At 58.8% G+C, this 11,906-nt stretch carries 13 protein-coding genes and 1 pseudogene; all 14 read right to left on the bottom strand.

The genetic code is table 11. The annotated features are described in order from the left end of the window. Positions 1–245: 245 nt before the first annotated feature. A complete protein-coding gene (gene bamB / locus ACIOMO_RS27405) occupies positions 246–1,397 on the bottom strand; it encodes an outer membrane protein assembly factor BamB (RefSeq protein WP_053123522.1) in 1,152 nt (383 codons plus the stop codon). Further along, positions 1,390–2,031, bottom strand: coding sequence for a YfgM family protein (locus ACIOMO_RS27400; RefSeq protein ID WP_401244605.1), 642 nt, complete (start codon positions 2,029–2,031; stop codon positions 1,390–1,392). Before ACIOMO_RS27400 ends, bamB begins: the two co-directional genes overlap by 8 nt. A 41-nt stretch (positions 2,032–2,072) precedes the next feature. Further along, positions 2,073–3,362 carry a histidine--tRNA ligase gene (gene hisS, locus ACIOMO_RS27395; RefSeq protein WP_053123527.1) on the bottom strand — a complete coding sequence of 430 codons (1,290 nt, stop codon included), beginning with the start codon at positions 3,360–3,362 and terminating at the stop codon, positions 2,073–2,075. Between the two features lie 37 nt (positions 3,363–3,399). Beyond that, positions 3,400–4,509, bottom strand: a pseudogene (ispG, locus tag ACIOMO_RS27390) (flavodoxin-dependent (E)-4-hydroxy-3-methylbut-2-enyl-diphosphate synthase). Between the two features lie 3 nt (positions 4,510–4,512). Next, complete coding sequence (locus ACIOMO_RS27385) at positions 4,513–5,547, bottom strand: RodZ domain-containing protein (RefSeq protein ID WP_401244603.1); 1,035 nt, start codon at positions 5,545–5,547, stop codon at positions 4,513–4,515. Beyond that, complete coding sequence (gene pilW, locus ACIOMO_RS27380) at positions 5,547–6,305, bottom strand: type IV pilus biogenesis/stability protein PilW (RefSeq protein WP_053123531.1); 759 nt, start codon at positions 6,303–6,305, stop codon at positions 5,547–5,549. The genes ACIOMO_RS27385 and pilW overlap by 1 nt, the downstream gene beginning before the upstream one ends. A gap of 12 nt (positions 6,306–6,317) precedes the next feature. Next, positions 6,318–7,466, bottom strand: coding sequence for a 23S rRNA (adenine(2503)-C(2))-methyltransferase RlmN (gene rlmN / locus ACIOMO_RS27375; RefSeq protein WP_401244600.1), 1,149 nt, complete (start codon positions 7,464–7,466; stop codon positions 6,318–6,320). Positions 7,467–7,494: 28 nt separating this feature from the next. Then, the gene (gene ndk, locus ACIOMO_RS27370; RefSeq protein ID WP_007916882.1) at positions 7,495–7,920 is read right to left on the bottom strand and encodes a nucleoside-diphosphate kinase; all 426 of its coding nucleotides are present in this window, start codon (positions 7,918–7,920) and stop codon (positions 7,495–7,497) included. Between the two features lie 87 nt (positions 7,921–8,007). After that, a complete protein-coding gene (iscX, locus tag ACIOMO_RS27365; protein ID WP_053123533.1) occupies positions 8,008–8,208 on the bottom strand; it encodes a Fe-S cluster assembly protein IscX in 201 nt (66 codons plus the stop codon). A gap of 14 nt (positions 8,209–8,222) precedes the next feature. After that, on the bottom strand, positions 8,223–8,564 hold the full coding sequence (gene fdx, locus ACIOMO_RS27360) for an ISC system 2Fe-2S type ferredoxin (RefSeq protein WP_007916885.1): 342 nt from the start codon (positions 8,562–8,564) through the stop codon (positions 8,223–8,225). Continuing rightward, positions 8,564–10,429 (bottom strand): Fe-S protein assembly chaperone HscA, encoded by a 1,866-nt coding sequence (gene hscA / locus ACIOMO_RS27355; RefSeq protein ID WP_401244598.1) that lies wholly within the window; start codon positions 10,427–10,429, stop codon positions 8,564–8,566. Before hscA ends, fdx begins: the two co-directional genes overlap by 1 nt. A gap of 51 nt (positions 10,430–10,480) precedes the next feature. Continuing rightward, positions 10,481–11,002 (bottom strand): co-chaperone HscB, encoded by a 522-nt coding sequence (gene hscB, locus ACIOMO_RS27350; protein WP_053123537.1) that lies wholly within the window; start codon positions 11,000–11,002, stop codon positions 10,481–10,483. Positions 11,003–11,010: 8 nt separating this feature from the next. Next, a complete protein-coding gene (gene iscA / locus ACIOMO_RS27345) occupies positions 11,011–11,334 on the bottom strand; it encodes an iron-sulfur cluster assembly protein IscA (protein WP_003227904.1) in 324 nt (107 codons plus the stop codon). 34 nt (positions 11,335–11,368) lie between these two features. Further along, positions 11,369–11,755, bottom strand: a complete 387-nt coding sequence (iscU, locus tag ACIOMO_RS27340; protein ID WP_007916892.1) for a Fe-S cluster assembly scaffold IscU — start codon at positions 11,753–11,755, stop codon at positions 11,369–11,371. Between the last annotated feature and the right edge of the window lie 151 nt (positions 11,756–11,906).

The raw sequence follows: 11,906 nt of genomic DNA, 5'->3' as shown, positions 1-11,906 counted from the left end.
CAGGAATGCGCTTGGCTTCCTCACCTTCGGCAACGATTTCTTCTTCGCCGTCTTCCGGCTCTTCTTCATCACGCGGGAAATCAACCAGGGCGATTACGGGAACCATGCGGCTCTCCACTTCGTTATTTCAGAAAATACAAAAGCCGCTGCGAGGCAGCGGCTGGTGCTCGGGGCAACACTGTGGGAGTGAACAGGTTCACCTCCACTAGTGAAGCTGCCTGGGGTGTTATCCCCAAGCATAGTTGTTACTTGATGGTCAGGGCTTCCAGTTTGCCGCTGTTGCCATACACATAAATCGTGTCACCCACCACCAGCGGACGGGCACGCAGGCCGTCGCTGTCGATGCGCTCACGGCCGACGAAACGACCGTCAACCTGACTCAACAGGTGCAGATAACCTTCCAGGTCACCCACTGCTACATAGCTGGAGAACACTTCCGGAGCCGATAGTTGACGGCGAGCCAGCGAATCGTTGCTCCACAATGCTGTGGTGGAACGCTCGTCGACGCCTTCAACAGTGCCCGAAGACAGGCTCACGTAAACGCTGCCGAAACCCTGAGCAATACCCGCGTAGCTCGACGCATCGCGCTGCCAGAGTTGACGACCGCTTTCCAGATCCAGTGCCGCAACGCGACCCTGATAGCTGGCAACGTACAGGGTACCGCCGGACAACAGCAGACCGCCGTCGATGTCGACCACGCGCTCCAGTTCCGAACGACCTTGCGGAATCGCAATGCGTTGTTCCCAGACCGGCACGCCGTTGGAAATATCCAGGGCGACGACTTTACCGGTCGACAGGCCAGCCACCGCGAGGCGATTGGTGACCAGCGGTGCACTGGTGCCACGCAGGGTCAGAACGGCCGGGGTGCTGTCATACACCCAGCGTTGCGTACCGGTGGAGGCATCCAGACCGATCAGACGATCGTCCTGAGTCTGCACCACCACGACGTCGCCGTTGTTGGCCGGCGGCGCAAGGACTTCGCTGTTGACGCGAGCGCGCCACTTCTCTTCACCATTGCTGGCGTCCAGAGCGACGACTTCGCCACGCAGCGTACCGATCAGAACCAGACCGTAACCCACGCCAACGGCGCCGGAGACAGGCAGTTCAAGGTCTTGCTTCCACTTCACGTCGCCGTTGCTGCGATCCATGCCCATCACCACGCCGGTTACATCGGCCGCGTAGATGGTGTCACCGTCGATCGCCGGCACCAGCATGTTGTAGGTTTCGCCCTGACCGTCACCGATCGAACGACTCCACTGCTTTTGCAGAACCACTTCTTCTTTGAAGTCGGTCAGTTCAGCCGGTGGCAATTCTTTTTTGCTGTTGCTGCTGCAACCCGCGGCCAGAAGGGCCAGAGCCAGCAATGCTGCATGCTTCCAACGGATCACGTCACGCATCCCCTTTGGCCAGGTCGTCGAGCTTGATTTGAAGGCCACCGACCGCCGCTTCATCCGACAGTGCTGCCTTGGCTTTTTGATACGCCTTGTTCGCGTCATCGGTACGGCCCAGCTGCACCAGCAGGTCGCCCTTGAGTTCTTCGCGAGTGGCCAGGAACGCTTTGTCGGCGTCGCCGTCGAGCAGTTTCAGACCGTCTTCAGCCTTGTTCAGCGCACCCAAAACCTGTGCCAGACGCTGACGGGCGATTTCGCCCAGCGCCGGGTTGGCCGGTTTGTCGACGATGGCTTTCAGCTCGGTCGCGGCGTCGTCCAGCTTGCCGCTGTCGACCGCCACTTTGGCGACGAACAGGCTGCCGTACTGCGCGTAGGCAGTACCGCCGAATTCGCTGTTGAGCTTGCCGGCCAGATCCGCAACGCGGGCAGCATCAGGCTTGCCGTCAGGCGTCAGCGTGGTTTCCAGCAATTGCTGATAGAGCACCGAGGCGCCTTGCGACTGGTTGCCCTGATATTTGTGATAAGCCTGCCAGCCGAACACGATGACCAGCGCCAACAGGCCGCCGGTGACCAGAGGTTTGCCGTTGCGTGTCCACCTGTCCTTCAAATCCGCCAACTGTTCGTCTTCGGTACTCGACACCCCAATACTCCTTAATCGCTAAATCGGCTGTTTAGACAGCTTCAACCCTGCACGACGCAGGTGGCCAGGTGAGCGGCGAGCGCATCCCAGGCAATGCTTTGTTGTTCGCCCTGGCCACGCAGGGGTTTGAAACCTACCACTTGCTGGGCCATTTCGTCGTCACCGAGGATCAGTGCGTACAGCGCACCGCTCTTGTCGGCTTTCTTGAACTGGCTTTTGAAGCTGCCGGCGCCGGCATTGACTTGCAGGCGCAGGTTTGGAAGTTGATCGCGAACCCGTTCAGCCAGGGCCAGACCGGCCAGTTCGGCTTCTTCACCGAAGGCGCAGAGGTAGACATCGACCTGACGGGAGATTTCTTCCGGGATCTGCTCAAGGGTTTCGAGCATCAACACCAGGCGCTCGATGCCCATGGCGAAACCAACGCCGGTGGTCGGCTTGCCGCCCATTTGCTCGACCAGACCGTCGTAACGACCGCCCGCGCAAACAGTGCCCTGGGCGCCGAGCTTGTCGGTGACCCATTCGAAAACGGTTTTGCTGTAGTAATCGAGGCCACGCACCAGCTTCGGATTGAGTACGTACGGAATGCCGACGGCATCCAGACGCGATTTCAGACCTTCGAAGTGTGCACGGGACTCATCGTCCAGGTAGTCGGCCATCTTCGGCGCATCGACCAGCACCGCTTGAGTGTCGGCATTTTTCGTGTCGAGCACGCGCAGCGGGTTGGTTTTCAGACGACGCTGGCTGTCTTCGTCGAGCTTGTCGTGGTGCGCCGAGAGGTACTCGACCAGCGCTTCACGATAACGCCCACGGGACTCGCTGGTGCCGAGGCTATTGAGTTCAAGTTTGACCGCATCACGGATACCCAGCTCGCCCCACAGGCGCCAGGTCATGATGATCAGCTCGGCGTCGATGTCCGGACCGTCGAGGTTGAACACCTCCAGACCGATCTGGTGGAACTGACGATAACGGCCTTTCTGCGGACGCTCGTGGCGGAACATCGGGCCGATGTACCAGAGTTTCTGCACCTGGCCACCGCCGGTGATGCCGTGCTCAAGCACCGCACGCACGCACGCCGCAGTGCCTTCCGGACGCAGGGTCAGGGAGTCGCCGTTGCGGTCTTCGAAGGTGTACATCTCTTTTTCGACGATGTCGGTCACTTCACCGATCGAGCGCTTGAACAGCTCGGTGAACTCGACGATCGGCATGCGGATCTGCTTGTAACCGTAGTTATCCAGCAGACGCGCAACGGTGCCCTCTAAATAACGCCACAGGGGAGTCTGTTCGGGCAGGATGTCGTTCATGCCACGAATGGCTTGCAATGACTTGCTCACTTTAAATCCTTAAATTCGTTCGGCTCTTCAGTCAGGGTCAGCCGCGCGCAATTACGGCAGCGTCAGCTTCGACCTTTTCGGCCGCTTTCTGGCGGATCAGCCTTTCCAGCTCGTCCACCAGATTGTCATTCGTCAGTTTCTGCGCCGGCTTGCCGTCGATGTAAATCAGGTTTGGCGTGCCGCCGGTCAAGCCGATATGGGCTTCCTTTGCTTCGCCGGCTCCGTTGAGCACACAACCGATCAACGCTAATTCCTGCGGCTCCTGGTGCTCTTAATGGCGACCTTCCAGCTCGTTCATGGTTTTCACCACATCGAAGTTCTGCCGCGAGCAGCTCGGGCAGGCGATGAAGTTGATGCCACGGGAACGCAGATGCAAAGACTTGAGAATGTCGTAACCGACCTTCACTTCTTCGACCGGATCGGCCGCCAGCGAGATGCGGATAGTATCGCCAATCCCTTCGGCGAGCAGCATACCTAGGCCCACGGCGGATTTCACTGTGCCCGAACGCAATCCACCGGCTTCGGTGATGCCCAGGTGCAGCGGCTGGACGATTTCTTTCGCCAGCAAGCGGTAGGCTTCGACGGCCATGAATACGTCGGAGGCCTTCACGCTGACCTTGAAGTCCTGGAAATTCAGGCGCTCAAGGTGTTCAACGTGGCGCAGAGCAGACTCAACCAGCGCGGCTGGGGTCGGCTCGCCGTATTTCTTTTGCAGGTCTTTTTCCAGCGAGCCGGCGTTGACGCCGATGCGGATCGGGATCCCGCGATCACGCGCGGCATCGACCACAGCGCGAACACGGTCTTCGCGACCGATATTGCCGGGGTTGATGCGCAGGCAGTCGACGCCCAGTTCGGCTACGCGCAGAGCGATCTTGTAGTCGAAGTGGATGTCGGCAACCAACGGCACTTTGACCAGTTGTTTGATCTTGCCGAACGCCTCGGCGGCGTCCATGTCCGGTACCGATACGCGGACGATGTCGACGCCGGCGGCTTCCAGACGATTGATTTGCGCAACAGTGGCGGCAACGTCATTGGTGTCGCTGTTGGTCATGCTTTGCACAGCGATCGGCGCATCGCCGCCCACCGGTACGTTGCCGACCCAGATCTTGCGCGAAACGCGACGTTTGATTGGAGATTCGCCGTGCATGACTTATTGACCCAACTTCAGGCGAGCAGTCTCGCCACTGGTGAACGGAGCGACATCGACCGGCTGGCCGTTGTAGCTGACCTGCGCGCCGCGAGCGTAGCCCAGGCGGACGGCAAACGGTGGCTTGCCGGCAACGGCGAGGCTGTCGCCCTTACGCTTGAGACCACTGAACAACACTTTGCCGCTGCCATCGGTGACTTGCGTCCAGCAATCGGCAACGAACTGCATTGAAACCTGACCTTCGCCAGCCACTGGTGCCACTGGAGCCACGCTCGGAGCGATCGGTGCAGTCGTGGTTGGTGCTGGTGTGGCAGGCACAGCCGGAGCAGGTGTTGCCGGAGTGGCAACCACTGGCGCTGGCGTGTGAACCGGCGCAGTCGGCGCAACCGCTGGAGCGGTCGGCGTTGCTGGCGTAGTCGATGTTGCAGGAGCAGTAGCTTCGGCACCGGTGGATTCCGCTGTGGCTTCCGATTGCGGCAGCGCCAGAGCGGTCGCGCCCTCGGCCTGACCTTCGGCGACAGCCTGGTCTTCCGGCTCATCGATCGGGTGAATCTGCGTGGTGCCGTCGGCGCCTTCGACTTCAACGTGTTCCGGCGTCAGGCTGGTGAAGTCCTTGGTACGCAGCGAGGTCTGATCCTGCCACCAGACGAAACCACCGCCGATGACCGCGATCAGCAACAACAGGCTGACGATACGCAAAATAGTATGGGAAACCCGCACAGGCTCTTCGATACGGCCCAAGGCGTGAACGTTGCTGCCTTGGGAGTCGGTGCCGGTGGACTGGTCGAACTGCTGAACCAGAACGGTCTGGTCCATGCCGAGCAATTTGGCATACGCGCGAATATAACCGCGAGCAAAGGTATGCCCCGGCAGCTTGTCGAAAGCACCGGCTTCAAGATTGCCCAGAGACGTCACGGTGAGGTTGAGCTTGAGGGCCACTTCGGCCAGCGACCAGCCATTGCTTTCGCGGGCCTGGCGCAGGGTCTCACCGGGGTTAACGCGATTCGCTGCTACAACTTCGGGATGCGCCGCTTTCATCATTGCTCCGACAGGTATTGCTGATATTCCGGCGTACCGGGATAGAGTCGTTTTAATTGCAGGCCATAACTGGCGGCCTTGTCGCGATCTTCAAACACTTTTGCCAGCCGAACGCCGAGCAATAGACTACGTGCATTTTGTTCGGTCAGCAGGCTGAAACGGTCGTAATAGTCACGCGCGGGCACATAATGCCTGTCTTCGAAGGACAACTCAGCCATTTCCAGCAATGCGCGCGGTTGTTGACGGTTCAGCCGCAAGGCTTTTTCCAGTTGCTGCTGCGCGACATCACGCTGACCGAGTTTCGCCGCCGTCATGCCGAGGTTCTCGAACACACGCGAGCGCTCAGGATACAGGGTATCGGCGGCCGCCTGTTCAAAACGCTCGTAGGCTTCTTTATAACGCTGTTCTTCGTAGAGAAAACTGCCGTAGTTGTTGAGGATACGGGCATCGGCGGGACGCGAGGACAAGGCCTTGCGGAAATGCTCGTCGGCCAGTGCAGGCTCCATTTCGGCTTGAAACACCAAACCGAGCGCGGCATTGGCGTCTGGATCCGAACTGTCGAGTTCCAGCGCCTTCTTCAACGGCACCTTGGCCCGCTCGGTCATGCCTTGCTGCAAGTACCCCAGCCCCAACTGCACGTAAGCAGCCCGCGCTTCATCGCGGCCCTTGCTGGTCTTCATCGGGTTGTAATCACCCGACAGGACACAACCAGCACACAGGCTGGCCAACAGCAACAGCAGCGCAAAGCGCAGGGACATAGAGATCCTCTCTTAGTTAGTGTTCGCGGCGTTCTGTGCCAGATCGCTGTCGGCGTTCAACTCACGCACGGCGATATAACGTTCGCTGCGACGGGTGCGATCCAGCACCTGCCCTACCAATTGACCACATGCGGCGTCGATGTCTTCACCACGGGTGGTGCGGACAGTGACGTTGAAACCGGCCTGATGCAACTGATCCTGGAAACGACGAATCGCGTTGTTGCTCGGACGCTCGTACCCGGAATGCGGGAACGGGTTGAACGGAATCAGGTTGATCTTGCACGGAATGTTTTTCAGCAGCTCGACCATCTCAACGGCGTGTTCAACCTTGTCGTTGATGTCTTTGAGCAAGGTGTACTCGATGGTCAGCACACGTTTTTCGCCCAGGGACGACATGTAGCGCTGGCACGACTCGAGCAGCATCTTAAGCGGATATTTCTTGTTGATCGGCACCAATTGGTTACGCAATGCGTCATTAGTTGAGTGCAGGGACAACGCCAGGGAGACGTCGATGTGCTTGGCCAGCTCATCGATCATCGGCACCACGCCCGAGGTGGACAGGGTCACGCGGCGCTTGGAGATCCCGTAGCCGAGGTCATCCATCATCAGATGCATGGCGGCGACGACGTTGTCGAAGTTCAGCAGCGGCTCACCCATGCCCATCATCACCACGTTGGTGATGGCACGGTCGACGGTTGCCGGGACACTGCCGAAAGATTTGTTGGCAATCCACACCTGACCGATGACTTCGGCGGCGGTGAGGTTGCTATTGAAGCCTTGCTTGCCGGTGGAGCAGAAACTGCAATCCAGGGCACAGCCTGCCTGGGACGAAACGCACAGAGTGCCGCGTTTGCCCTGGGGAATGTACACGGTCTCGACGCAGCTGCCGGACGCCACACGCACCACCCACTTACGGGTGCCGTCGGTGGAGATGTCCTCGCTGACCACTTCCGGACCACGGACTTCAGCAATAACCTTGAGCTTGTCGCGCAAGGCCTTGCTGACGTTCGTCATGGCGTCGAAATCATCGACACCAAAGTGGTGAATCCATTTCATTACCTGACCGGCACGGAAACGCTTCTCCCCGATTGAGTCGAAGAATTTTTCCATTTCCTGTTGAGTCAGACCCAGCAGGTTGGTTTTTACAGTCGATGTAGTCATGGATTCACCTTCACTCTTAAGCCAATGCTTAGCGAGTGGTTACTTCAGTAGCTGCGAAGAAGTACGAGATTTCACGAGCAGCTGCGGCTTCGGAGTCCGAACCGTGAACAGCGTTGGCGTCGATGGAATCAGCGAAGTCAGCGCGGATGGTGCCGGCAGCAGCTTCTTTAGGGTTGGTAGCGCCCATCAGCTCACGGTTCAGAGCGATAGCGTTTTCGCCTTCCAGAACCTGAACAACAACAGGGCCGGAGATCATGAAAGCAACCAGGTCGCCGAAGAAACCACGAGCGCTGTGCTCAGCGTAGAAGCCTTCAGCTTCAGCTTTGGACAGTTGCTTCAGTTTCGAAGCTACAACGCGCAGGCCGGCTTTTTCGAAACGAGTGGTGATTTCGCCGATGACGTTTTTTGCAACAGCGTCAGGCTTGATGATGGAGAAAGTGCGTTGAACAGCCATGGTGTAACTCCAGAAACGGTAATTTGCGAAAAATTAAACCCGCGAATTATACGCGGGTTCTTGGGTATTGCCTAACCTGCGAGACGATCAGTCCAATTCTTTGGCCCAGAGCTCCTGAACCGCTTCCAGCACCTTCTCGCCGACACGGCCAGAAGTGCCATCGAAGTCAGGCAGATCAAGGATCATCTGCTGCAAACGGACAAAACCTACAGAATATGGATCGACGCCGGCATGGGCCTCGGCCAGTTCTTCTGCAATACGTTGAACATCATTCCAACCGTAGCTCATGACAGTCTTACCAGTCAGTGCGGCGCTTCAGCCGCATGGTTAAGCGAATATTTCGGAATTTCGACGGTGATGTCTTCTTCACCAACGATAGCCTGACAGGCCAGACGTGATTGCGCTTCCAGACCCCAGGCACGATCGAGGAAGTCTTCTTCCAGCTCGTCAGCTTCTTCCATCGAGTCGAAACCCTCGCGGATGATGCAGTGGCAGGTGGTGCAAGCGCAGACGCCGCCGCAGGCGCTTTCCATCTCGATGTGGTGTTCGTGGGCCAGTTCGAGAATCGATGTGCCGGGTGCAGCCTCGACCACCATGCCTTCAGGGCAGAACTTCTCGTGGGGCAGAAAAATGACCTGCGGCATCAGATATCCTCGATTTCATTCAGATTGCGCCCCGACAGAGCGGCTTTCACCGTCAGATCCATGCGGCGGGCAGCAAAAGCATCGGTCACTTGCGACAGACGCTTGGTCTGCTGCTCGATGGCGTAACCATCGGTACCTTTCATCAGTTCAGCCAGTTCCTGCAGCTGCAAGTCGATGACCATGCGCTCTTCGGCGTCGAGCAAACGCTCGCCATCAACCTCCAGAGCACCCTGCACCGCTTCGATCAGGCGTTGGGCATCGACTTGCTGCTCACGCAGAACACGGGCGACCTTGTCGTCATTAGCGTGCTGGAACGAATCCTTGAGCATCTTGGCGATTTCGCCGTCGGTCAGACCGTAAGACGGCTTGACCTGAATGCTCGCCTCAACGCCCGAACCCAACTCACGGGCAGACACGCTGAGCAGACCGTCGGCATCGACCTGGAAGGTCACGCGAATTTTCGCTGCGCCGGCCACCATCGCTGGAATGCCACGCAATTCGAAGCGCGCCAGCGAACGGCAGTCACTGATCAGCTCGCGCTCACCCTGCAGAACGTGGATCGCTATGGCCGACTGGCCGTCTTTGTACGTAGTGAAATCTTGTGCGCGAGCGACGGGGATGGTGGTGTTGCGCGGAATCACCTTCTCCATCAAGCCGCCCATGGTTTCCAGCCCCAGGGACAGTGGAATCACGTCGAGCAGCAGCAATTCGCCGCCATCGCGCTTGTTGCCCGCCAGGGTATCGGCCTGAATCGCAGCACCGATGGCCACCACTTGATCCGGGTCGATTTCGGTCAGAGGCTGACGACCAAAGGCTTCGGCAACGGCTTCGCGAACGCGAGGAACGCGAGTCGAACCGCCAACCATAACCACAGCGTGTACGTCGCCCAGCTCGATGCCGGAGTCGCGCACGGCGCGGCGGCAAGCTTTCAGGCTGCGCGCGACCATTGGCTCGATCAGCGCATCGAAGGCTTCGCGGGTCAATTGCGCTTTCCAGTCGCCGTAGGCCACTTCAACACTGGCCGTGTCGGTCAGGGCTTCTTTGGCCGCGCAAGCGGTTTGCAGCAGATTACGTTGTGCGCCCGGATCGAGATCGGCGGACAGCCCGGCGCTCTCGATGATCCAGCCGGCAATCGCGTGATCGAAATCATCGCCGCCCAGCGCGCTGTCGCCGCCAGTGGCCAGCACTTCAAAAACACCGCCAGTCAGACGCAGAATCGAAATATCGAAAGTACCGCCGCCGAGGTCATAAATCGCGACCAGGCCTTCGGCATGTTGATCCAGACCGTACGCCACAGCAGCCGCAGTCGGCTCGTTGAGCAGACGCAACACGTTCAGACCGGCGAGTTTGGCCGCATCTTTGGTGGCTTGACGCTGAGCATCATCGAAGTAAGCCGGAACGGTGATCACCGCGCCAACCAGCTCGCCACCCAACGTCGCTTCCGCGCGCTGACGCAGCACTTTGAGGATATCGGCGGAGACTTCGACCGGGCTTTTCGGGCCTTGCACGGTGTCGATGAACGGCATGTGCGATTCGCCACCGACAAAGCGGTACGGCAACTGGTCGCCCAATTGCTTGACGTCGGACAGACCACGACCCATCAAGCGCTTGACCGACAGCACAGTATTCAAAGGATCGGACGCGGCGGCCAGCTTCGCCGACTCGCCGACTTCGACGTGATCGGCGTGGTAACGCACAGCGGACGGCAGGATGACCTGCCCGTTTGCGTCGGCCAACGGTTCGGAAAGACCACTGCGCAACGCAGCGACCAGCGAATTGGTAGTGCCCAAGTCGATCCCCACAGCCAGACGACGCTGGTGCGGTTGAGGACTTTGGCCGGGTTCGGCGATCTGCAGTAGGGCCATCGTGATCAGGACTTATCTGTATATCAGGGGTGCGACCGGAGCGGCACTGGGTTAATCGTCGAGGCGCTCTTCTAACTGGCGCACTTCGTAGGTGAGCTTGTCGAGGAACTGCATGCGCCGCATCAGGCGTTCGGCCTGTTCGCGTTGCGCCGCATCATCCCAACAGGCTGCGAAGCTTTCGTTGAGTTCTTCCTGAGCCACTTTCAAGCGACGCTTGAACACCGCGACACCGTCGAGGTCGGCACTGTCCTGGAGGTCTTCAAGCTCTTCGCGCCATTGCATCTGCTGCAGAAGAAACTCGGGATCATGGACAGTGACTTCCATCGGCACTTCATGCCCGCTGATGGTCAGCAGGTAGCGTGCGCGCTGGGCCGGACTCTTGAGCGTCTGATAGGCGTCGTTGAGCCGTGCAGACTGCTCGAGTGCGGTTCGCTGCTCACGCTCGGAAGCGTCGGCAAAGCGGTCAGGATGAACGCCCCGCGCCAACTCACGGTAGCGCGTGGCCAACTGCTCGAGATCCAGACGGAAACTCGGTTGCAGCTCGAATAAAGCGAAATGACAAGGAATACCCACGACAAGCCTCAGATGTTGAAGCTTTCGCCGCAGCCACACTCACCGCGTACGTTGGGGTTGTTGAACTTGAAGCCTTCGTTCAACCCTTCCTTGACGAAATCGAGCTCGGTGCCGTCCAGGTAGGCGAGGCTTTTCGGGTCGATGATCACTTTTTCGCCGTGACTTTCGAACACCTGATCCTCTGCAACCACCTCGTCGACAAACTCCAGCACGTAGGCAAGGCCGGAACAGCCTGTGGTGCGAACACCCAGACGAATCCCTTCACCTTTGCCGCGCCCGTCGAGGGAGCGCCGCACGTGTCGAGCAGCCGCTTCTGTCATGCTGATAGCCATCGGTGACTCCTTACTCGTCGCCAAATCCAGAAAGTCAGATCAAGCCTTTCTTCTGCTTGTAATCGCGAACAGCCGCTTTGATAGCGTCTTCAGCCAGTACCGAGCAGTGAATTTTCACTGGCGGCAGGGCCAGTTCTTCGGCCAGCTGAGTGTTCTTGATGGTTTCTGCTTCGTCCAGGGTCTTGCCCTTCATCCACTCGGTGGCGAGGGAGCTGGAAGCGATAGCCGAACCGCAGCCGTAGGTCTTGAACTTGGCATCTTCGATGATGCCGGCGTCGTTGACCTTGATTTGCAGACGCATCACGTCGCCGCATGCCGGAGCGCCGACCATGCCGGTGCCGACATCAGGATCTTCCGCGTTCATCTTGCCGACGTTGCGCGGGTTTTCGTAGTGGTCGATGACCTTTTCGCTGTAAGCCATGATTCTCAATCCTCACTCATCAGGGCCGCTCTTGAGACCCTGCAACTGCGCTGCGTAAACCGCCGCGTCGCTACTGGTTCTGTTTCTGGCGGGTTCTTTATTTAGTGTGCCGCCCACTCGATTTTCGAGATCTCGACGCCGTCTTTGTACA

The organism is Pseudomonas sp. NPDC087804 (assembly GCF_044742965.1).
Lineage (GTDB): Bacteria > Pseudomonadota > Gammaproteobacteria > Pseudomonadales > Pseudomonadaceae > Aquipseudomonas > Aquipseudomonas rustica.
Note: the sequence above shows the minus strand (reverse complement) of the source record. Positions and strands in the feature narration are given on the sequence as shown.